The following is a 23,060-nucleotide window of genomic DNA, read 5'->3' on the forward strand; positions in this document are numbered from 1 at the left end:
GTCTGACATTCGGACACGTGCTCTGCCGTACGCGAAGGCTACGGCAGAGCACGTGTCCGAATGTCAGACTTGACCCCGGCAGGTTCAGCAGGCCGCGTGGTTGACGGTGATCACGTGGATCGCCAGGCCGCCCAACGAAGTTTCCTTGTACTTGGCCTGCATGTCGGCGCCGGTCTGGCGCATGGTTTCGATCACTTCGTCGAGACTGACGAAGTGGGTGCCGTCGCCCTTCAACGCCAGCGAGGCGGCGGTGATCGCCTTGACCGCGCCCATGCCGTTACGCTCGATACAGGGAATCTGCACCAGGCCGCCGATCGGGTCGCAGGTCATGCCCAGGTGATGTTCGATGCCGATTTCGGCCGCGTTCTCGATCTGGGCGTTGCTGCCGCCCAGCGCCGCCACCAGCCCGGCCGCCGCCATCGCGCAGGCCACCCCCACTTCGCCCTGGCAGCCGATCTCCGCGCCGGAGATCGACGCGTTACGTTTGCACAGCATGCCGATGGCCGCAGCCGTCAGCATGAAGTTGCGGATGCCGGTGACCGGATCGCTCGGCTTGCAGTCTTCCGCGTAGTAGCGCAGCACGGCCGGGATGATGCCGGCGGCGCCGTTGGTCGGCGCCGTGACGACGCGGCCGCCGGCGGCGTTTTCCTCATTGACCGCCATCGCGTACAGGCTGACCTGGTGCAGCGCGTCGTGCGGAAGGTCGTTGGCGCGGTTGTCGGAAGCCTTGGCGTCGCTGGCCTGCTTCCACAGGTTGGCGGCGCGGCGCTTGACATTCAAGCCGCCCGGCAGCTGGCCCCCCGTCTCCAGACCGTGGGCGATGCAGTCGCGCATGACGTGCCAGATCTTGTCGATGCCGGCGTTCACTTCCTCGTCCGTGCGCTTGATGTTTTCGTTCGTGCGCAGCATCTGCGGGATGGTCAGGCCGGTGCGTTCGCCATGGGCCAGCAGCTGGTCCATGGTGTCGAAGGCGAACGGGATCGCGGCGGCGGGAGCGCTGCCCACCGTCGGCGCGGCCTGGTGGGCTTCGCCCTCCTCCTTGATGAAGCCGCCGCCCACCGAGTAGTACACCTTGCTGTAGGTGCCGCCGTCGGCGCGGGTCAGCGTGAAACGCATGCCGTTCGGGTGCTCGGCCAGCGATTCGGCCATGTGGAAGATCAAGTTTGTGCCGCGCTTGAACGGCACTTTGTGGGCGCCCAACAACAAAAGTTCGCCCACCTCTTCGGCTTGCGCCAGTTGCGAGTCAACGCTGGTCGGCACCACGTCTTGCGGGGTTTCGCCCATCAGGCCCAGGATCACCGCCTTGTCGGTGGCGTGGCCGATGCCGGTCAGCGCCAGCGAGCCATACAGTTCGGCCTTCACACCGGTGACGTCGTCCAGCGGAGCGCTATCGAGCAGAAAACGGCGGGCCGCCACCATCGGTCCCACGGTGTGGGAACTCGACGGCCCGATGCCGATTTTAAACAGGTCGAATACGCTCATGTCCATCAGTTGTCTCTCTTTTTTGTAGTGTGTTTGAATTACGCGGCTTTGCCCAGGTGGACGTCGACGTTGGCCAGCATGTCGGCGACCATCTCGTCGACGCCGATGCGGGCTTTCCAGCCCCAGTCGGCGGTGGCGGTGGCGTCGTCCAGGCTTTGCGGCCAGGTGTCGGCAATGGCCTGGCGGCTGTCAGGCTTATATCCGATCTTGAAGTCCGGCAGCGCACGGGTGATCGCCGTCGCCAGCTGCTCCGGGTTGAACGACACGCCGGCCACGTTGTAGGCCGAGCGCACCTTCACTTGCTCAGCCGGCGCGTCCATCAGCTCGATGGTGGCGCGGATCGCATCGGGCATGTAGATCATCGGCAGCGTGGTCTGCGGGCCGAGGAAGCATTCATAGCGCTCGCCGCGCAGCGCCGAGTGGAAGATGGCGATGGCGTAGTCGGTGGTGCCACCGCCCGGTGGCGACTTGAAGCTGATGATGCCGGGGTAGCGGATCGAGCGAACATCGACGCCGTACTTGATGAAGTAGTACTCGCACAGGCGCTCGCCGGCCAGCTTGCTGATGCCGTAGATCGTGGTCGGGTCCATCACCGTGGTTTGCGGTGTGTTGACGGCCGGGGTGTTCGGGCCGAAGGCGGCGATCGACGATGGCCAGAAGATGCGCAGCGGCTTGCCGATGGCGCCGCGCTCGCGCGCCACTTCCAGGATGTTCAGCAGGCCGTCCATGTTCAGCGTCCAGGCTTTCAGCGGCGCCGCTTCGCCGGTGGCCGACAGCATCGCCGCCAGCTGGTAGACCTGGGTGATGCCTTCGTCCGTGACCAGCGCCGACAGCGCGACCTTATCGAGCACATTGAGCGTGGTGTAGCGCGCCGCGCCATACAGATTGGTCGGGCTGATGTCGGCGGCGATGACGTTCTGCGCGCCATGCTGGGCGGCCAGCGCCTCCACCAGCTCGCTCCCGATCTGACCGTTGGCCCCAATGACGAGGATGCGTTCTTGAGTGTTCATATTATTGTTCCTGACGATTTTCATGTTTTAGTTCTTCAGCAGGCCGAGCTCACGGCCTGCCTGTTCGAATGCTTTGAGCACGGTTTCCAGCTGCTCGCGGGTGTGGGCCGCGGACAGTTGGACACGCACGCGGGCCTGGCCCATCGGGACCACCGGGTAGAAGAAGCCGCTGAGCAGAACGCCCAGCTCATACATTCGTGCCGCGAACTTCTGCGCGACGGGCGCGTCGAACAACATGACAGGAACTACAGGGTGCGTACCCGGCTTGATGGTGAAGCCGATACGCTCGATCTCCTTGCGGAAGAAGGCGGTGTTTTCATGCAGGCGGTCGCGCAGTTCGGTCGATTCCGACAGCTTTTGCAGCACGGCCAGCGAGGCGCCGGCGATCGACGGCGCCAGCGTGTTCGAGAACAGGTAAGGACGCGACTTCTGGCGCAGCATGTCGATCACTTCCTTGCGCGCCGAGGTAAAGCCGCCCATCGCGCCGCCCAGGGCCTTGCCCAGGGTGCCGGTGATGATGTCGACGCGGCCCATGACGTTGTGGTGCTCGTGCGTGCCGCGGCCGGTCGCGCCCATGAAGCCGGAGGCGTGGCATTCGTCGATCATCACCAGCGCGCCGTATTTGTCGGCCAGGCCGCAGATCTTGTCCAGCTGGGCGATGGTGCCGTCCATCGAGAACACGCCGTCGGTGACGATGACTTTATGGCGCTTGCCGGCCGCCGCTTGCAGCTGCACTTCCAGATCGGCCATGTCGTTGTGGGCGTAGCGGAAGCGCGCCGCTTTGCACAGGCGGATGCCGTCGATGATGGAGGCGTGGTTCAGCGCGTCCGAGATGATGGCGTCGTTTTCGTCGAACAGCGGCTCGAACACGCCGCCGTTGGCGTCGAAGGCGGCCGCGTACAGAATCGTGTCCTCGGTGCCGAGGAACTTCGAGATCGCCTGCTCCAGCTGCTTGTGCACGGTCTGCGTGCCGCAGATGAAACGTACCGACGACAGACCGTAACCATATTTTTCCGTCGCCTCGATGGCGGCCTGCGCCACCCATTCCTGGCCGGACAGGCCCAGGTAGTTGTTGGCGCACATATTGATCAGCATTCGACCATCTTCGCTCGTCACTTCCGCGCCCTGGCGCGAAGCCAGCACGCGCTCTGGCTTGTAGAGGCCCTGCTCGCGCAACTGGTCGAGGTTTTCTTGCAGGCCGCTGAAGAAGGTGGTTTTAGCTGGAATGGTCATGATGGGTCCCTGTGTGTGGTACGATTTCACCGCAATTACACTGCTTTATGCGAAATCCGTTATGTCGAACTTAAATTCAATATATCGAATTTTACAGAACAGCAGTGCGCTGCGCAAGCCATGCGCGCGCAGCGATTCACTTGAAATTTAGCCTATCTGCCGAATAAAACAATGAAAACACCCGTTTCGACGAATGCACCTCCAGAAGTCGGCGCCGCCCTCCAGCGGCTGCGCCTGGCCCGTGGCCTGACACTGGAGGATCTGTCGCGCATCGCCGGCGTCTCCAAATCAATGTTGTCCCAAATTGAACGTGAGAAGGCGAATCCGACCATCGCCATCACCTGGCGGCTGGCCAATGCGCTGGGCGTGCAGATCGGCGAGCTGCTGGCGACGGCGGAGCGGCAGACGGAGACCGTGCGCGTGATTGAGGCGCACGAGATCCCCACCCTGCCCGGCCATCACGCCGGTTATGTGCTGCGCATCCTGGGTCCGCTGGAACTGGCCAGCAAATATGAGTGGTATGAACTGACGCTGGCGCCGGGTGGCGAGCTGGCTTCGCAAGGGCATGATCCCGGCGCGCAGGAGCACCTGACTCTACTGCATGGTTCAGTGGAAGTGGAGGTCGGACCGGACAAGAAGAAGATGAAGCTGGGCAGCACGGCGCGCTACCCAGGGGACCAGCAGCACATCATCCGCAACGTCGGCAAGACCGAGGCGAAGGCGCTGCTGGTGGTGATACACCGCTAACCGTTAACGCTGGCGGCAGCGTCAATATTAGTGTTACTATCCTTGCAATTATTAATTAATAAACATTGCAAGGAGCCAGTTCAATGCCATCCCCTCATTTCGTCCGCACCTTCCTCGGCATGAGCATAGTGGCTGCAAGCGCGCCCGTGCTTGCAGCATCCTTCCCCATCGATACCATGATCGAGGCCGAGGCGCTCCCGGAGAATGCTTCCTGGACGTTGACCAACAACTCGACCGCATCGGGTGGCAAGTACATGGCCGCTACAACAGGGCTACTCGACCTCTCCTACGAGGTGGACATTCCTTATCCGGGCAACTACAAAATCTGGATAAGGGGACTGGCCAGAGACAAGAGTTCCAATGCCGTACGCCTCTTCACGTACCAAACATCAAACCCCAACTTTGTCATGCCAAAAACATCCGATGCGTGGCAATGGTACGCGACGACAAGAGTCCTGCCGAAGGGTAAGCAGACTCTCAAGTTCACGCCCTTTTCAGAAAATTTTGGACTGGACCGCATCTTCGTTACGGCATTGCCTTCATTTACGCCCACTGGCGTTGGAACTAACCCCGCCGCATTGCCGGTCACTCCACCCGCTGGCCACCCGCGCCTGTTTGTCAGGTCATCCGACCTGGCCGATATCCGCAGCCATTTCAGTGCCCCTGAGCTGCAGCTGATCCGCAAGCGCCTGGACGCCGCCGTGGCAGCACCAGGATCGGGCATCTTGCCGCCACCGGCGGAAGCAGGCAAATCCAATTTCAGCTCGGCGGTGTTGGCTTCGGTCAAGGCCAAGGCCCTCTATTATCTGCTTGATGGCAACCAGGCCAGCGGTGCGCAAGCGGTCACGATGATGACCGACTTTATCAACACGATTAGCTTCAACGTCCCGGATGACGACGGTAGGCCCCGCGGCGACACCATCCTGACCACAGCAATAGTCTACGACTGGTGCTACCCGCTGCTGAGCACCGAGCAGCGGCAGTTATTCATCGACAAGTTCGTCGAGATTGCCGGGAAAATGGAGATCGGTTTCCCGCCGAGTAAGCAGGGATCGGTCACAGGCCATGGCAGCGAAACTCTGTTGATGCGCGACCAGCTCGGTGCGGCCATCGCCTTCTACGACGAAGCGCCAGCCATCTATCAACTGGTGGCTGGCCGCTTCTTTGCCGATTACATCGAGCCGCGTAACTACGCCTACCCATCGCACGCGCATCACCAGGGCGTGTCCTACGGGCCGGTGCGCTATATCGGAGACATGTTTGCATCGTGGATCTTCCGCCGCATGGGCAGCGCGAACCTGTTCGATCCTGCACAGCAAATGACACCGTATCATTGGATCTACATGCGCAGGCCGGATGGACAGTTCTTGCGCGACGGCGATGTCTATCATTCGTACTACATGCAGTACCGCCAGTATTGGTCAGAACCGATGCCATACCTGCTGGCATCCAGCTACTACAGCGATCCAATGCTGAAGCATGAGATGGTATTACAGCAAAAAGTTGTGGAGCAACTTAACGTCACGTCTGCTGCGCTGGACGACATCTGGCATGTGCTGTTCCGCGACACCCAATTGCCGGAACAAGTGTCGCAATCACTGCCATTGACGAAGTATTTCCCGGAACCGTATGGAATGATGGTTGCGCGCACCGGCTGGACAGACGGCGTGAATATGGATTCCGGCGCGGTGGTCGCAAGCATGAAGATTGGCAGCGTCCAATACAGGAATCATCAGCACCTGGACGCAGGACAATTCCAGATTTACTACAAGGGCGGGCTGGCCACGGCATCCGGCATTTATGAGGGGCTAGCGGAAAACTGTCCCGGAGTGAAAAACTGTCCAACGCAGGGCTACGGCGGTTTGCACGACATGAACTATCAAAAACGGACCATAGCGCACAACAGCCTGTTGATTTTCGACCCCGCCGAGACTTTCCAGACATCCGGCAATGACGGTGGCCAGCGCTGGGTCAATCCGCAGAATCGGCAGGAGTCATTCTCGCAGGCGGATCTACTGGGCACCTCGCCGGCCGATGTCTTGCGCGACGTGCCGGTCAAAGACAGCTCCATTGTAGCAAGCGTGCTGAAGCACGATTTCGGCCCCGACCCGGTCATACCGGACTACAGCTATCTGAAGGGCGACCTGACCAATGCGTACTCGGCCAAGGTGAGCGAAGTCAAACGCTCCTTTGTCTTCCTGAATCTGAAGAACACGGAACACCCTGCCGCACTGATCGTGTTCGACAAGATTACGTCGACGAATGACAGCTTCACCAAGACGTGGCTGCTGCATAGCCAATCCCAACCACAGATCGTTGGCGACACCGTCACAATCAAGCGGGTCGACGCCACCGTCGGCTACAACGGCCAACTCGTTAATCGCACCCTGTTGCCGGCCGGCGCCAACGCCGTTATCACGGCAGTGGGCGGGACTGGCAACGAGTACCGGGTCCAGGGCAGCAACTATCCTATTTACGCCGCCAACGTCAAAAACACAGAAGAAGCCGGAGCATGGCGCATAGAAATATCGCCCGCCACAAAAGCCGCCGCAGACACCTTCCTGAATGTCATGCAGGTCATGGACGCTACCGGCCGCACGACTGCGCTTCCGGCCACGGCTGTCGTATCCGACCTGCTATCCGGCGTGCAGATTCAGGACCGCGCCGTACTTTTCTCCAAGGACAGCAAGGAACTGGACACCTCCGCCAGCTTTACCTTGTCGGCCTCAAGTCTGTCGGTTCAAGTGCTAGTTACCGATTTGAGCGCGGGAATATGGTCCGTCGCCAAGCTGGGCGGCCAGCCGGTACAGTACGAAGTCAAGCCCGAGGCCGGCACGCTGTACTTCACGGCGCCCGGCGGTGGCGACTACGTGCTGCAACGCGGAGCGGTCAGCCACATACCGTAAGCTACCAATTGGCTTCACGCTCCGGCGTGGAGCTGATGCGGTGGATCGCCAGGTCGGCGCCCTGGAACTCTTCTTCCGGGTCCAGGCGCAGGCCCAGCGTGGCCTTCAGCACGCCATAGATGGCGAAGCCGCCAAGCAGTGCGATCGCCATGCCCAGCAAGGTGCCGCCCAGCTGGGACGCCAACGACACGCCGCCGATGCCGCCCAGCGCCTTCTGCCCGAAGATGCCGGCAGCGATACCGCCCCAGGCGCCGCACAGGCCGTGCAGCGGCCACACGCCCAGCACGTCATCGATCTTCCATTTGTTTTGCGCCAGCGTGAACATCCAGACAAACACCGCGCCCGCGATACAGCCGGTGGCCAGCGCGCCCAGCGGGTGCATCAGGTCGGAGCCGGCGCACACCGCCACCAAGCCGGCCAGTGGGCCGTTATAGGCAAAGCCGGGGTCATTCTTCCCCATCAGCAGCGCGACCAGCGTGCCGCCGACCATGGCCATCAGCGAATTGACCGCGACCAGGCCGTTCATCTTGTCCAGCGCTTGCGCGCTCATGACGTTGAAGCCGAACCAGCCCACCGTCAGAATCCAGGCGCCCAGTGCCAGGAAAGGAATCGACGATGGTGGATGGGCGGCGATGGCGCCGTTCTTCATGTAGCGTCCACGGCGCGCGCCCAGCAGCAGCACCGCCGGCAGCGCGATCCAGCCGCCCACCGCATGCACCACCACCGAACCGGCGAAATCATGGAACTCGGCGCCAAACACGGACGCCAGCCACTCCTGCACGCCAAAGCGGTGGTTCCAGACGATCCCCTCGAAGAACGGGTAGACCAGGCCGACCAGCAGCGCGGTGGCGATCAATTGCGGATGGAAGCGCGCCCGTTCGGCGATACCGCCCGAGATGATCGCCGGGATGGCGGCGGCAAACGTCAGCAGGAAGAAGAATTTGACCAGCTCATAGCCGTTCTTGGCGGACAGCACCTCGGCCGAAGTGAAGAAATTGACGCCATACGCGATGCTGTAGCCGACGAAAAAGTAGGCGATCGTCGATACCGCGAAATCCACCAGGATCTTGACCAGCGCGTTGACCTGGTTTTTCTTGCGCACCGTGCCCAGCTCCAGGAAAGCGAAGCCGGCATGCATGGCCAAAATCATGATGGCGCCAAGCAATATGAACAATGCATCGGCGCCGTCCTTGTATCCACCCATCAAAAATTCTCCCCAAAATAATGCAAAAATTGACAACGAGCACTGATAAAAGCAAGTTTCGTTCCAATTTGGTGCAAATTTTAAGTACTTGATTTCAAGGTGTTTTTATTTTGTGCATGAACATGCACCAAGGCCGTGCGCACCGAAATAAGGCGTCATTTTGGTGCGCGCGGTTTTTGAGGTCAGATCGGTGCGCCTGGCGGAATGGACGGCATGGCGCGCAGTTTGACGCTGCGCGGATCGGCCAGGTAGACGGCAATCAGGGCGGCCGCCTGCTTGCGGCTGTCGGCGGTGACGCCTTTGCCCGGATTCTTTTGCAGCCATTGCGCCAGCTCGCGAGCGGACTGGCGCACTTCCGCGTCCACCTGCGGGTGCAGCTTGCCGCCGTCGAGCAAATTCAAGGTGGCGTCGATCAGCACCCAGTTGGCGGCCAGTTGCACCGCCTCGCCGCCAGCCACGGAGGCTGGCACCGGCTCGCGTTTCCAGGTCTTTTGCAGCAGCAGCGACAGCACTTCCTGCACGCCCGGCTGCTGCGCATCGCGCGCGTGCTGCCAGGCGACGCGGTTGATGCGTGCCGGGTCGAGCAGGAAGCCGGCCGTCTGCGCGGCGCCCGCTTCGGCGATCGAGAAGGCGTCGAACACCGACTCCATGCGGGTGGCGAAGTATTCGCGGCTGCGTTCATGGCCCATCGCCGGCGGCGTCAGGATATCGAGCACACCGGCCGGCAGCGCCAGGTATTCGGCGCGCAGGCTGTCCGCCAAACGATTTAGCGCCTGGCGCTGCACCGCCGCCGGCGTGGTCTTGATGCCCGCCTTGGCCAGGCCGGCCTTGATGTCGCCACTGATAGCGTAGTCGAAATCGCCGCCGCCGATCAGGCGCGCCAGCGCTTCGCCTTGATAGCGTTGCAGCAGGTAGACCGGCACCAGCCGCGCCTCCAGCTCGCCGATCTGGCGGGCGTCGGGCAGCACGTCGACCGAGAAGGTTTGCAGCGCGCGCTGGCGCACGGCGCCCAGCTGGTCCCAGGTCTTGATCGAGTCCGGGCCGAAGTCCCACAGCAGGCCGTCGGGATGGCTCGAGCCGGGCGAGCGGTCGTCCTGGTCGCTGGAGTACAGCATGCCGGCCGCGCGGGCCTCGGCGCGCAGCTTGGCCAGTGCGGCCTGCTCTTGCGCGCCGCCGCCGAAATCGCCGTAGATGTACTTGACGATGTAGTCGTCCCACGGACCGACGCCGACGCCGTAGGCATCGGCGATATCGACGTTGCCCTTGGCGTCCAGCTTGAGGATGGGGTGCGGATAGTCCATCACCGAGCCATTGCCCATGCGGCTGGCCGCGAAGTTGTGTGCAAAGCCCAGCGTGTGGCCGACTTCATGTGCCGCCAGCTGGCGCAGGCGCGCCAGCGCCATGGCCTCGGCCAGTTTCTGCTTGTCGGCCGGGGCGTTCTTGCCATATGGCGCGAGCAGGCTTTCTGCAATCAGGATGTCCTGGCGCACGCGCTGCGAACCAAGCGTGACGGCGCCCCGGATAATCTCGCCGGTGCGCGGATCGGCCAGCGCGTTACCGTAGGACCAGCCGCGCGTGGCGCGGTGCACCCAATGGATCACGTTGTAGCGGATGTCCATCGCATCCACGCCTTCGGGCAGCAGCTCGACACGGTAGGCGTCCTTGAAGCCGGCCTTCTCGAAGGCGCTGGCCCACCATGAAGCGCCGGCTATCAGCGCCGAGCGCACCGGCTCAGGCGCGCCACGGTCGACGTAGTAGACGATCGGCTTCTTGACGGTGCTGACCGCAGCCGATGGATCGGTCTTCTCAAGACGATGCCGCACCTGCCAGTGCACATCGATGCTGCTGGCGAGCGGCGTGGCGAAATCATAGTAGTTGACATCGAAGCCGCCGGAGTACGGATGATAGCTGCGCGGTTGCCAGTCCGTCGCAGGCAGGCGCACCATGCTGATGCGCTGGCGCAGCGACAGGCTGCTGGCGTCGGCCGCAACCTGGCGCACATGCTCCGCTTGTCCCGGACCGGCGAAAGTCAGCAGCGCTTCCAGTTCGACGTTGTCCGGGAAGGCTTTGGCCTGCTCGGCCAGCACCGCGCTGCGGGCCGCATCGATCTGGTACGCGCCCTGCTTGGTGGCGGTCAGCCGCGCGCCGACGCCGTGCCGGTCCGCCAGCAGGAAACTGGAGAAGTCGATCAGATGGCGCTCACCCTCACTGGCGAGGATCTCGCCGGACCACAGCACGCCGCTGGCGAACGATTCGGCAACGGCGGCGCGTTCATCCTTGTCCGCCGAGGCGGCAATGAAATTGGTATTTTGCTGCACGAGGAGCAGGCGCGCGCCGTGCTTTTCAAAATGCACCATGCGCATCTCGCCCGGCTGGCCACGATCGAGGCCAACATCGTTCGAGCCCAGCGCATAAGGCAAGGAACTCAATAGCAGAAAGGGCTGCTCCAGCGCCGGCACGGACAGCAGCACCCTGCCCTTGTCCGTATCGCGCCACAGGTCGATGAAGCCCGGCTGCGATTGCAGGCCGCGCGTGACATCGGCGATTTTCTTGGCCGAAGGCGCAGGCGCACCTTCGGCGGCTGCCGCCAGCACCGGCGCCATCGGCGCCACGCCCAGCATCAGGATGGCGCACAGCAGCGGCCCGGCGACTGGCGCGGCCCTCACTGCTGGCCTGCCGCTTTGACTGCCTCCGTGACGCCATCCATCTTCAGCGCGCGGCTCAGGAAGCCCCAGCGGTCCGCCACTTCCTCGATCTGCTTGGTGGTCGGCTTGCCGGCGCCATGGCCCGCCTTGCTGTCGATGCGGATCAGGATAGGCGCGGCGCCGCCCTGGTCGGCCTGCGCGGTGGCGGCGAACTTGAAGCTGTGCGCCGGCACCACGCGGTCGTCGTGGTCGGCGGTGGTGATCATGGTCGCCGGGTAGCAGGTACCCTTCTTCAGGTTGTGCAGCGGCGAGTACTTGACCAGCGCCTTGAACTCGTCGGCGTTGTCGGATGAGCCGTAGTCCGAAGTCCACGCCCAGCCGATGGTGAACTTGTGGAAGCGCAGCATATCGAGCACGCCCACCTGCGGGATCGCCGCCGCGAACAATTCAGGACGCTGCGTCATCGCCGCGCCAACCAGCAGGCCGCCGTTGCTGCCGCCGCCGATGGACAGCCTGGCTGGCGACGTCACCTTGTTTGCGACCAGCCATTCGGCCGCGCCGATGAAATCGTCGAACACGTTCTGCTTTTGCAGCTTGGTGCCGGCCGCGTGCCACGATTCGCCGTACTCGCCGCCGCCGCGCAGGTTGGCCATCACATAGACGCCGCCCATTTCCAGCCACGCCAGGTTGGCCACCGAGAACGACGGCGTCAGCGAAATATTGAAACCGCCGTAGCCATACAGGTAGGTTGGGTTGCTGCCGTCCAGCTTCAGGCCTTTTTTGGAGACGATGAACATCGGCACCCTGGTGCCATCGCGGCTGGTGAAGAACTCCTGGCGGGTTTCAAACGCGGCCGGGTCGAAGTCCACTTTAGGCTGGCGGTACACGCTGCTCTTGTTGGCCTTCAGGTCGTAGCGGTAGATGGTGGTCGGCGTGGTGAAGCTGGTGTACGAGTAGAAGGTCTCCGCATCGCCGCGCTTGCCGCCGAATCCGCCCGCCGAGCCCAGGCCCGGCAGCTCGAGATCGTGCAGCGGCTTGCCTTTCAGGTCGAACACCTTGACCAGGCTGTGGGCGTCGCTCAGGTAGTCCACCAGCAGCTGGTTGTTGACGATCGACGCCGACACCATGGTGTTGGCGGTTTCCGGCACGATCTGCTTCCAGTTCAGCACACCCGGCTTGCGGGTGTCGATGGCGACGATGCGGCCGCGCGGCGCATTGCGCTCGGTGCGGAACCAGAACACCGTGCCATCGTTGCCGATGAAGTTATACGATGCGTCGAAGTCCTCCAGCAGCGGCACCACCTTGGCGTCCTTACGCGACAGGTCCTTGTAGTAGACGCGGTTCTTGTTCTCCGTGCCCTGCGATGCGGTGATGATGAGGAAGCGGCCATCCTCGGTGACTTCGCCGCCGAAGCCCCAGTCCTTGTGGTCGGGACGGTCGTAGACCAGCGTGTCCGCGTCTTGCGGCGTGCCGATCTTGTGGAAGTACAGCTTCTGGAAGTAGTTGACGTCGGCCAGCTTGGTCGCTTCCTTCGGTTCGTCGTAGCGGCTGTAGAAGAAACCGGAACCGTCGTGCAGCCATGCGGTGCTGGAGAACTTGACCCACTGGATGTGATCCTCGATGTCCTTGCCGGTGTCGATGTCGCGCACCTTGATCTCGTTCCAGTCGGAGCCGGAAGCGGCGGTGCTGTAGGCGAGGTATTTGCCGTTCGGGCTCACCGCCAGGCCGGCCAGTGCGACGGTGCCGTCGGCGGCCAGCGTGTTCGGATCGAGCAGCATGCGCGGCATGTCGGCCAGCGTCTTCATCGTGTACAGCACCGACTGATTTTGCAGGCCGTCGTTACGGCTGTAGAAATAGCGGCCGCCTTCCTTGAACGGCACGCTGAAGCGCTCGAAGTTCCACAGCTTGGTCAGGCGGGTCTTGATGGCGTCGCGGCCGGGGATCTGCGACAGGTAGTCCTGCGTCAGCTTGTTCTGCGCGACGACCCAGGCGTGGGTCTCGTCGCTGTTGGCGTCTTCCAGCCAGCGGTAGGGATCGGCCACCTTGACGCCGTGGTAGTCGTCGGTTTGATCGACGGTGCGGGTGACGGGATAGTTCATGCCGGGGCCGGAAACGGCGCAAGTCTGGGCGGAGGCGCTGTGCGCCAGCAGCACGGCGGCCACCAGGGCGGCGCATTTCAAATGCTTCATGCGAAAGTCCATAAGATCGAAGAATATTCGGGAACGGCGGACCGGGCTACGGTACCGCCGGGGGCTCTATGACACCAGCAACCACCACGCGTCACGCGGTCGATCATAGCTTGCTTTGTGACAAATAAGCAATGATAGGAAAGCGTTATCGGCGTGTTTTATTCGGCGCGCAGGATGCTGTCCGTGCTGATGATGCGCACGTCATGCATCGCGTTCAGATAAGCCTCCAGGTAGCCTTTGTGCGACGCGCCGACGACGACCAGGGTGCGCCCGCCTGGTTGCAAGGCGGACGCCTCGCGGATGTTCGAGGCCATCCGCAGATTGCGCGTCTCCCAGTAGCTGACGTAGCCGCGGCCGAAGTGCTGGGGCGACGGCTCTTCCAGCGCCGCGCCGAAATCGCCGCGGAAGACCAGCTCGGCGGCGTCGGCGGCGTTGAACCCGCGGTATAGCGCCAACACGCCGGCCGGTGTCCCCAGCCCGCCGCGCAAGGCATCGTCCTGGCGCTTGCGCGTCGCGTTGTACGGGTTGTCCCAGGCTTTCATAATCGCCGCGCCATAGGCCTTTTCATCGGCGACATTGGAGTCGGAGGTGTGGTCATCCATCGGGTAGACCCGCTCATGGCCGCAGCGGGCCGCGAGCGGCGCGGCGATCAGATAATCCTCATTGCGCTTTTGACGCAGTTTGTCGAGGATTTCCACCAGCTTGTCATTCAGGCCGTCGCCTGCGTGCCGCTCGTTGGCGGGCAAGCGCAGCCACTGCACCGTCGCGGAGGCGGGTTCGCCTGCCGCCAGCAACAGCGACGCCAGCTTGCGCCGCTGGCCTGCCGTCGGCGCGGCCGGCCACGCTGCCAGCATCCGATCCACTTGCGCGGTAGCGGCGGGCACGTCCAGGCCGGTGGCGCTGACCGCCGGCGCCGGGTCCCAGCAATAGGTCTTGACGGTATCGTCATAACGTCCAGGGTAGCTGCGCAAATACGCGCACTGCGCCCCGGACAGCGCCTCGATGGCGATGGCCTTGGGCTGCCAGCTCGCGAGACGGTCCATCAACAGGCTCAGATTGACGGGATCGAAGGACTTCGGCAATTGCGACAGATGGGCGGTGCCAAGCACCATCAGCTCGTTCGGCTGCCCCCTTTGCAGCTTGAATGCGCCAGGCATGAAGGCCGGACCGGGCGATTCGACGGCGAAGACGTTACCGTGAAACACGGCGGCGACAAAGATACCGGCGAGCAGACGCTGCATGGGGCCTCCTGAAATAGTTGGAATCGCGCTAGCTTAAGGAGGCCGCGAAGTGGTGTAACAGACAATGCGACGTAATGCAGATTCAGCCAACCGAAATGCAAATTTCCGGGATGGAGCAGGACGAAACAGGATGGGGCTCGCTGAAAATTCAGCTGCCGATATCGACGGCGCTGTAGTCCGGCCCCAGCTTGGCGGTCGGCGCTTGCCACTTCTCCAGCCACGCGATCAACTGGTCGCCCGGGATCGGACGGCTCATGAAGTAGCCCTGTCCCTGATCGCAGCCCAGATCGGCCAGCAGGCGCCAGACGGCCTCGCTCTCGATGCCCTCGGCCACCACGCGCAGGCCCATGTTGTGGCCAAGGTCGATGGTGGAGCGGACGATCTTGGTGTCGCCGATGTCGTTCTCCATGTTCAGCACAAAGGACTTGTCGATCTTCAGCTCATTGACCGGCAGGCGCTTGAGGTAGGCCAGCGACGAATAGCCGGTGCCGAAATCGTCGATCGACAAATCGACACCCATGGCGCTGAGCCGCTCCAGCGTGTGCTGGGCGCGCACCGGATCGTCCATGATGGCGCTCTCGGTGATCTCCAGGCAGAACGAGCTGGGAGCGAGCTGGTAACGCGCCAGCGTTTCGGCAAACTTGGCCGGCAGGTCCTGGTCCAGCAGGTCGCGCGTGGACAGGTTGACCGAGACCTTGAGCGGATAGCCTTTGGCCGTCAGCTCCTGGCACAGCTCCGCCGACTTCTCGATCACCCAGCGGGTCAGCACGCGGATAAAGCCGGTCTGCTCGGCGAAGGGAATGAACTCGTCGGGGAACACGTTGCCGCGCTCAGGATGCGCCCAGCGCACCAGCGATTCCATGCCCACCACCTCGCCGGTATCGAGCCTGATCTTGGGCTGCACGTGGAGACGAAACTCGTTGCGTTCGATGGCGTTGCGCAGCTCCGTCAACAGCGACAGGCTCTTCTCGCTGGACTTGTCCATCGCCGGGTCGTACACCACGGCGCCGTCGTTGCGCTGCTTGGCCGCGTACATCGCCACCTCGGCCATGCTCAGCAGCGCCTCGCCGTCGTTGCCGTGTTCAGGGTAGCCGGCGATACCCAGGCCGGCGCCGATGTCCACCGTCTGGTCTTCCAGCGACAGCGGCGTCTCCAGCGCCTGCAATATCTCGGCCGCCATACGCCGCGCCGAATCGAGGTCCGACGATGGCAGCAGCACCGCGAATTCGTCGCCGCCCAGGCGCGCCACCTGCGCCGACGATTGCCGTCGATTGGCCAGCAGCAGCTGCAAGCGGCCGGCCACCTGGCGCAGCAAGGCGTCGCCGAAGCTGTGGCCCATCACATCGTTGACGTGCTTGAAGCGGTCCAGATCCATCATCAGCACGAACACGGTTTCCTCGCGCTTGGCGGCATTGGCCAGCGCGTCGTTCAGCAGCAGCACGAATTGCGCGCGGTTCGGCAGGTTGGTCAGCGTGTCCCAGTACGCCAGCCGGCGGATCTCCTGTTCGCGCTTGGCGATCCCCTCGCGCATGGCGTCGAAGGCATGCGCCAGCGCGCCGATTTCGTCTTCGCGGCTGGTATCGATCTGGCACTTGTAGTCGCCCTGCTCCAGACGCCTGGCGGTGACGGCCAGCTCGCTGATCGGCTGCGCGATGCGCTTGGCGGTGAACACGATGGCCAGCGCCGAAACCAGGATGCCGCCCAGCGTCAGTCCGATCAACCAGCGCTCAAGACGGCTGTATTCCGCCGTCGCCTCGTCGATTGAACGGGCCAGCAGGACGTTGGCGGTCTGGCCGCCATCCTGGCCGATCGCCAGCAGGCGCGCACTGTATTGGCCGGCCGACAGCGACAGGTCGAACGGGCCGACCGGCGTGCCGGGCAAGGCTTGCAGCTGCTGGACCACGCTCTGTGTCTCCGGGCCGGCGAAGGTCGAGCCCACGGCCAGCCATTTGCCTTGCGCGTCGCGGGTCAGCACGGCGGTATCGAGCGCGCTGATTTCGCGCATGTCGCCGGCCAGCTGGCGGTCGATCGGGAAGGTCATGACGATCCAGCCTATCGTCCGCGGCGCCAGAATGGGCATGACGACGATCTGGTAAGGCCGGTGTTCGACAATGGCGATGCCGCTGGCGCCCACCGAGGATTCGGCGGCATCGAGCATGCCGGCGACCTGCTTCTCCAGCGCGGCCGCCTGGCTGTTGTTGGTGGCGACGCTGATCTTGCGGTCGGCGGTGATCAGCATCGACAGCGAAGCCTTGATGCGCTTGCCGCTGTTGTCCAGCGCGGACAGGATGGTGCCGCGGTCGTTCTCGTCGTTGTTGCCGATGGTGGCCACAAAAGCGGTATCGCGCGCCAGCAGACGGGCGCCGAAGCGCAGGTTCTGCGCGTTCTGGTCCAGCAGTCGGCGGAACACCTTGGCGCCGTTGCCCAACTCGCTGCTGATGGACAGGCGCGCATTGTTGTCGATGCCGCGCTGGATCACCAGCAGGCCGATCACCTGCACAGCCACGATCAACACCAGGAACAGTGTGACGATACGGCTTTCCAGGCTGCGGAAGCGCATGCGCATGCTCGGGCTTTCCCTTAAAGTGTGGACGACGACGGGTCGTCGGCCACGATCGGTTTCATCGGCAGCCTGAAGGCGGCGCTGGCCGGCGCTTCGCCCGCCTTCACCGTCACCACCTGCTCGGGCGTGGCGCCGCCGACCGTGTTGTAGTGCCAGGCCTTGACCAGGTACTTGCCGCCGGCCGGCAGCTCGATGCGGGCGGCGCCGCTGGCGTCGGTCTTGGCGAAGTACGGCGTATCGACAATCTTGACATAGGCCAGCATTTTGTCATGGATGTTACAACCCAGTACCACCGTGCCGGCCTTGTCGAACACCTGCGGCGTGGCCGACTGGCCGGAATACAGCTTCTGGTCGAACTTGTGGGCCGGCGAGAACGAATAGATGTGGTGCCTGACCTTGTCGTTGTTCGGAAAGTAGATCTTGGCGCCGGTCTGGACCACGCTGACCAGGGGCACGAATTTCAGCCCCTTCTGCTCGATTTCCGCCGTGGCCGGTGCCCGCCCGCTGGCCGCACCGCTTTCCGGCTCGACATAGACCACGGTATCGGCCAGCGCCTTGCCGCCGGCGTCCTGCACCTGCACCGTGATGCCGGTGGCGCCGGCGCTTGCCGCGCTCAGCAACAGCAAGGTGGACAGGGTCTGGCGGGTGGCGTGATGGTACATGGATAGCCTGATCTCGATGAAACGAAGGTTGGTCAAATTAGATTGTAGCGCGTGGGCAATAATCTACGGCACGGTTTTTCGCAGTTTGTCGCGAATTCTTTCCGCAGGTCATCACGCAGTCACAAAAGGCAATTAACATTACGCAGTTAAACCGACTTTTGGCAAGCATTCACCGTGAATTCCGTCCTCAGCCCCAACATCATCTATCTTCCGCCCAAGGCCGAGGACGAGGAGGCGGTGTTGCGCGCCCACCTGTACGACATCCTGGCACGCCGCCAGTTGAGCGCGTTGTTCCAGCCGATTGTACACATGCAGAGCGGCGAAATCATCGCTTATGAGGGCTTGATACGGGGGCCGTCCGACAGCCCGCTACACGCGCCGATGAATCTGTTCAAGGTGGCGCGCGCCAACGGCTTGACGGTCGAGGTCGAGCACCTGTGCCGGCGCGTGGTGCTGGAGCGTTTTGCCGAGCTGGAGCTGCCGGGCAAGCTGTTCCTCAACGTCAGCCCGGAATGCCTGCTGCAACGCGACGCACCGCACGGCGAGACGCTGGAATACATCCACCAGATCGGCATCAACCCGGACCGCGTCATCATCGAGCTGACCGAGAACCAGCCGACCTACGACTACGAGCTGATGCGCGAAGCGGTGCTGCATTACCGTAACATGGGCTTCCAGATCGCCATCGACGACCTCGGCGAAGGTTTTTCCAGCCTGCGGCTGTGGTCGGAACTGCGGCCCGAGTATGTCAAGATCGACATGCATTTCATCCAGGGCATCAACCACGATCCGGTCAAGCTGCAGTTTGTGCGCTCGATCCAGGAGATCGCCGAGAAGTCCAACACGCTGGTGATCGCCGAGGGCATCGAGACCCAGGCCGAGCTGCTGGTGCTGCGCGATGTCGGCGTCGCCTTCGGCCAGGGCTACCATCTTGGCCGGCCGCACGCCCAGCCAGCCCGCGCCGCGCCGGCCGAGGTGGTCAAGGCGCTGGCGCGCAACGGCGTGGCGGTCTATCCGCAGCGCGGCGCAGAAAAGAACGGCGCCAGCATCTACAAGCTGCTGCACCAGACTGACTCGGTGCCGTCCAGCATGAACAACAACGAGCTGTACGAAATCTTCGTGCGCCATCCCAAGCTGCTGATCGTCCCGGTGGTGGACGACGGTGTGCCGCTGGGCCTGGTCAGCCGCTTCGACATGATCGAGCACTTCGCCCGCCCCTACCAGCGCGAGCTGTACGGCAAGAAGTCGTGCAAGCAATTCATGGACAGCAATGCGCTGATCGCCGACAAGGACACCAGCCTGCAAGACCTGAGCTTCCGCATGATACAGGCCGACGCCCACCAGCTGTTCAACGGCTTCATCATCACCGACCAGGGGCGCTACCTGGGCATGGGCACCGGCCACGACCTGATGCGCGAGATCACGCAGATGCAGATCAACGCGGCGCGCTACGCCAATCCGCTGACCCAGCTGCCGGGCAATGTGCCGATCAACGAGCATATCGACCGCCTGCTGGAGAGCGGCACGCGGTTCTGGGTCTGCTATTTCGACCTCGACCATTTCAAGCCGTTCAATGATGTCTACGGCTACCGCCGCGGCGACGACGTGATCCAGCTGACCGGCCGCCTGCTCAGCGAGCGCACCGACGCCGACCGCGACTTCGTCGGCCACATCGGCGGCGACGACTTCATGATCCTGTTCCAGAGCGAAGACTGGGAGGCCCGCTGCAAGCTCATCCTGGAAGAGTTCGAGCGGCAAGTGCAGGATTTCTACAGCATTGAAGACCGCGAGCGCGGCGGCTACATCAGCGAAGACCGCCAGGGCAAGAAAGTGTTTTACTCATTGATGAGCTTGTCGATCGGCGCGATCCGCGTCGAACCGCGCCAGTACTACACCCACCACCAGATCGCCACCGCCGCGGCGGAATCGAAGCGACAAGCCAAGAAGATCCACGGCAACAGCCTGTTCGTCGACCGCCGCCAACAAGCCAACTGAGCCGATCAAGCCGGACGCACCTGCGTCGCATGGGTGGCACGCCAGCGGCGCGCCTGTTCGTTGGCCGCTTCGATTGCCTGCGGCGTCAGGGCCAGGTCGGATTTCTTGCGGTTGCTGGCCGCCGCCAGGTCGCTGGCCTCGGCGGCCAGGGTCAGCCACATGCAGGATTTTTCATCGTCGCGCGCCACCCCGCGCCCGCTGCCGTACATGCCGCCCAGGTTGAACTGCGCCAGCGCATGGCCCTGCTCGGCCGCCTTGCCGTACCAGCTCACGGCCAGTTCCTCGTCGCGCGCCACGCCCAGGCCGTTGGCGTACATCACGCCCAGGTTGTTTTGCGCACTGGCGTCGCCCTGTTCGGCCGCGCAGCGATACCAGGCCACCGCCCGCGCCTCGTCCTTGGCCACGCCGTGGCCGTTGGCGTACATCACGCCGACATTGAACTGGGCGTTCGGCGCCCCCTGCTCGGCCGCCAGGCGATACCACTCCAGCGCCCGCTGTTCGTCGCGCGCCACGCCGCGTCCGCGCGCGTACATGCCGCCGAGGTTGTACTGGGCCAGCACATGGCCGGACTCGGCTGCCCGGCGATACCAGGTGAAAGCCAGCTCGTCGTCGCGGTCCACGCCCTTGCCGTTGGCCAGCATGATGCCCAGATTGAATTGCGCGTCGGCGTCTTCCTGCTCCGCCGCCCGCAGCAGCCAGGCATAGGCGCGCAGCTGGTCGGCCGCCACGCCCTGCCCCTCGGCATAGGCCACGCCCACCAGCCGCTGCGCGACGGCGCAGCCCTGTGCGGCGGCCTGCCGGAACCAGGCCAGCGCCTGCCCGTCGTTGCGCGCCACGCCGTGGCCGTGCTTGTACATCAAGCCGAGATTGAGCTGGGCGCTGGCATCGTTTTGCAGCGCCGCCTTGCGGAACCATGCCAGGGCCAGCGGATAATTGCGGCGCACGCCATGGCCGTGCACATAGGCCTCGCCCAGCAAAGTCTGCGCGCTGGCGACGCCCTGCTCGGAGGCGCGGTAGAACCACGACAGGGCGGTCTCATCATTGCGCGCCACACCGCGGCCCTTCTTGTACATCTGCCCAAGATTTTGCTGGGCCGAGACCTCGCCCTGCAGCGCGGCCGCGCGAAACCAGCGCACGGCCTCCTTGTCGTTGTGAGCGACGCCACGGCCGTTGAAGTACATCACGCCCAGGTGATTCTGCGCGAACGCCAACCCCTGCTGGGCCGCCTTGGACATCCAGTAAAAAGCGCGGACCTCGTCGCGCGCCACATCCTGCCCTTTTTTATAGACCAGGCCCAGATTGAACTGGGCGTAAGGATTGCCGCGCTCGGCCGCCTCCCGGTACCATAGAAAAGTGTCGTAACCTGCCCTCGCCGAGCTTTGATTCTTCATGGTACACCTCTGGCCAACACCACAACATTGTTGGTTAAAGTGTAAAACGCAGCCCCGGCTCGGGTTTGACTACGCTCAAACGAGTCATAGTGAAATGATATCGTTTCTAGTGATGGGCCACGCGACGCGCGCCATTCGGTTTGGGGCCAAATGCGTAGACGGCGATGGCTATTATCGTCAGGCACCAGACGATCAAAGCGCCCGACGGCAAATCGTAGAGCGTCGACAAGACCAGGCCGCTGGCGTAGCCGGCGGCGCCGATCAGGTAGGCCAGCACCAGACGTTTCTTGCCAACATAGTGGCGCACCGCCAGGCCGGGAACGATCAGGCTGGTGAACACCAAATACACACCCACCAGCTGCACCGACGCCGTGACCGCCAACGCGAAGATCAGGTAGAAACCCAGCCGGCTCAGGCGTTCCCGCAGGAAAAACAGCAAGCCGCAGATCACCACCGTGCCGACTGCCGGCAACAGCAGCTGTTCGTAGCGCACCCATAAAATCTGGCCGGCCAGCAGGTCCTGCAAATGCTCGCCGCCATGTGGGTTATGGGCCACCAGCAGCAAGCCGGCCGTCGCGGCCAGGATGAACATCACGCCGATCTGCGCTTCCTGCACTTCCGGCCAGCGTTTTTCAGTCCACGTCAGCAGCAGCGCGCCGAGCACGGCGGCCGCAGCGGCGGCGGCCTGCACGGCCCAGCTTTGTGGATCAAGCTCGGCGGCGCCGGCGATGATCACACCCAGCGCCGCGATCTGCGCGATCGCCAGGTCGATAAACACGATGCCGCGTTTGAGCACCTGCGCACCCAGCGGCACGTGGGTCAGCAACACCAACAGGCCGGCCAGCAAGGCCGGCAGGATGATCATCAGATCAAGCACTTCCGCGTTCATTTATTAGCATCCATCAAGCGTTGTACCGTCGAATCAAACAGGCCAAACAAGTCCTTGCTCTTGTCGTCGCCGCCGACGGAGAACGGCAGCACCACCGCCGGAATCTTCGCGTGCTCGGACAGCCATTGCGAAGCGCGGCCGTCCTGGTAGGCGGCGCGTATCACCATCTTGGCCGGCGCGCGCTGCAGTTGCGCCAGCAGCTCGGACAGATGGGCGGCGCTCGGTTCCACGCCCGGCTTGGCCTCCAGCGTGCCAACCTGACGCAAGCCCAACCAGCCCATCAGATACTCCATGTTCTTGTGGTGTTCGACCACGGCCACGCCTTTCAATGGCGCAGCCTGCTTCTCCCACTTGAGCATGGCCGCATCCCAGCGCGCCGCGAAATCTTTCTGGCGCGCCTGGTAGTAGGCGGCGTTGGCCGGGTCCAGCTCGGCCAGGCGCTTGGCCAGCGCCACGGCGACCAGCGCGATATTGTGCGGGTTCTGCTGGATGTGTGGATTGCCGGCGGCATGCACGTCGCCCTCACTGCGGTCGACCTTGCCCGGCACGTCAAGGCGCGGCACGAAGGCGCCCGCCTCGAAGTTGCCCGGCTGGCCGGCGGCGATCTTGCTGTTGCCCGATTGCTGGACCAGCACCGGCAGCCAGCCCACTTCCAGTTCCAGCCCGGTACACACCAGCAGGTTGGCGTTGCGCGTGCGCGCGATCAAGCTCGGCCGCGCCTCGATGCGATGCGGGTCTTGCAGCGCGTTGGTGGCGCTGGAGACCTTGACCTTGTCGCCGCCGAGCTCGTTGGTCAGCGCTTCCCATTCCGGCTCGCAGGCCAACACATTGATGGCGGCGTGCGCCGAGGTGGCTGCCACGCAGGCCGCGGCGACCAGCAGATGTTTGAGTGTGCGTTTCATG

At 63.4% G+C, this 23,060-nt stretch carries 15 protein-coding genes; 3 read left to right on the forward strand and 12 right to left on the reverse strand.

What is annotated here, in order from left to right; translation table 11 throughout:
* Window positions 1–84: 84 nt before the first annotated feature.
* The 3 genes from KVP70_RS22370 to kbl are packed head-to-tail and all read right to left on the reverse strand — an operon-like array spanning window position 85 to window position 3,725.
* Window positions 85–1,488, reverse strand: a complete 1,404-nt coding sequence (locus KVP70_RS22370; RefSeq protein ID WP_217944490.1) for an L-serine ammonia-lyase — start codon at window positions 1,486–1,488, stop codon at window positions 85–87.
* Window positions 1,489–1,520: 32 nt separating this feature from the next.
* Window positions 1,521–2,492, reverse strand: a complete 972-nt coding sequence (locus KVP70_RS22375; protein ID WP_217944492.1) for an NAD-dependent epimerase/dehydratase family protein — start codon at window positions 2,490–2,492, stop codon at window positions 1,521–1,523.
* 27 nt (window positions 2,493–2,519) lie between these two features.
* Window positions 2,520–3,725, reverse strand: a complete 1,206-nt coding sequence (kbl, locus tag KVP70_RS22380; protein WP_217944494.1) for a glycine C-acetyltransferase — start codon at window positions 3,723–3,725, stop codon at window positions 2,520–2,522.
* A gap of 171 nt (window positions 3,726–3,896) precedes the next feature.
* Between kbl and KVP70_RS22385 the strand changes: the two genes are divergently transcribed.
* The gene (locus KVP70_RS22385; protein ID WP_217944496.1) at window positions 3,897–4,472 is read left to right on the forward strand and encodes a helix-turn-helix domain-containing protein; all 576 of its coding nucleotides are present in this window, start codon (window positions 3,897–3,899) and stop codon (window positions 4,470–4,472) included.
* A gap of 83 nt (window positions 4,473–4,555) precedes the next feature.
* Window positions 4,556–7,378, forward strand: coding sequence for a heparin/heparin-sulfate lyase HepB (gene hepB / locus KVP70_RS22390; protein ID WP_217944497.1), 2,823 nt, complete (start codon window positions 4,556–4,558; stop codon window positions 7,376–7,378).
* A 1-nt stretch (window position 7,379) separates the two neighbouring features.
* Here the strand turns inward: hepB and KVP70_RS22395 are convergent, their stop codons facing one another.
* The 6 genes from KVP70_RS22395 to KVP70_RS22420 all read right to left on the reverse strand — a co-directional run bounded on the left by KVP70_RS22395 (window position 7,380) and on the right by KVP70_RS22420 (window position 17,882).
* The gene (locus KVP70_RS22395; protein WP_217944499.1) at window positions 7,380–8,582 is read right to left on the reverse strand and encodes an ammonium transporter; all 1,203 of its coding nucleotides are present in this window, start codon (window positions 8,580–8,582) and stop codon (window positions 7,380–7,382) included.
* A gap of 182 nt (window positions 8,583–8,764) precedes the next feature.
* The gene (locus KVP70_RS22400) at window positions 8,765–11,248 is read right to left on the reverse strand and encodes a zinc-dependent metalloprotease (RefSeq protein ID WP_262311695.1); all 2,484 of its coding nucleotides are present in this window, start codon (window positions 11,246–11,248) and stop codon (window positions 8,765–8,767) included.
* Window positions 11,245–13,416, reverse strand: a complete 2,172-nt coding sequence (locus tag KVP70_RS22405) for a prolyl oligopeptidase family serine peptidase (RefSeq protein WP_217944501.1) — start codon at window positions 13,414–13,416, stop codon at window positions 11,245–11,247. Before KVP70_RS22405 ends, KVP70_RS22400 begins: the two co-directional genes overlap by 4 nt.
* 158 nt (window positions 13,417–13,574) lie before the next feature.
* Window positions 13,575–14,657 carry a DUF5694 domain-containing protein gene (locus KVP70_RS22410; protein WP_217944503.1) on the reverse strand — a complete coding sequence of 361 codons (1,083 nt, stop codon included), beginning with the start codon at window positions 14,655–14,657 and terminating at the stop codon, window positions 13,575–13,577.
* A gap of 148 nt (window positions 14,658–14,805) precedes the next feature.
* Window positions 14,806–17,223: a putative bifunctional diguanylate cyclase/phosphodiesterase gene (locus KVP70_RS22415; protein ID WP_217944504.1), complete on the reverse strand. Its 2,418-nt coding sequence runs from the start codon at window positions 17,221–17,223 to the stop codon at window positions 14,806–14,808.
* Window positions 17,224–17,237: 14 nt separating this feature from the next.
* Window positions 17,238–17,882, reverse strand: a complete 645-nt coding sequence (locus tag KVP70_RS22420; RefSeq protein WP_217944505.1) for a methylamine utilization protein — start codon at window positions 17,880–17,882, stop codon at window positions 17,238–17,240.
* A gap of 174 nt (window positions 17,883–18,056) precedes the next feature.
* Here KVP70_RS22420 and KVP70_RS22425 point away from each other — a divergent pair, with 174 nt between their 5' ends.
* Window positions 18,057–19,877 (forward strand): GGDEF domain-containing protein, encoded by a 1,821-nt coding sequence (locus KVP70_RS22425; protein WP_262311696.1) that lies wholly within the window; start codon window positions 18,057–18,059, stop codon window positions 19,875–19,877.
* A gap of 5 nt (window positions 19,878–19,882) precedes the next feature.
* On the opposite strand, the gene KVP70_RS22430 is transcribed toward KVP70_RS22425, so the two are convergent.
* The 3 genes from KVP70_RS22430 to KVP70_RS22440 all read right to left on the reverse strand — a co-directional run bounded on the left by KVP70_RS22430 (window position 19,883) and on the right by KVP70_RS22440 (window position 23,059).
* Window positions 19,883–21,268 (reverse strand): tetratricopeptide repeat protein, encoded by a 1,386-nt coding sequence (locus KVP70_RS22430; protein ID WP_217944506.1) that lies wholly within the window; start codon window positions 21,266–21,268, stop codon window positions 19,883–19,885.
* Window positions 21,269–21,374: 106 nt separating this feature from the next.
* The gene (locus tag KVP70_RS22435) at window positions 21,375–22,157 is read right to left on the reverse strand and encodes a metal ABC transporter permease (protein WP_217944507.1); all 783 of its coding nucleotides are present in this window, start codon (window positions 22,155–22,157) and stop codon (window positions 21,375–21,377) included.
* Window positions 22,154–23,059 (reverse strand): metal ABC transporter substrate-binding protein, encoded by a 906-nt coding sequence (locus KVP70_RS22440; protein ID WP_217944508.1) that lies wholly within the window; start codon window positions 23,057–23,059, stop codon window positions 22,154–22,156. Before KVP70_RS22440 ends, KVP70_RS22435 begins: the two co-directional genes overlap by 4 nt.
* Between the last annotated feature and the right edge of the window lies 1 nt (window position 23,060).

This window comes from Duganella violaceipulchra, assembly GCF_019166075.1.
Classification (GTDB): domain Bacteria; phylum Pseudomonadota; class Gammaproteobacteria; order Burkholderiales; family Burkholderiaceae_D; genus Rugamonas; species Rugamonas violaceipulchra.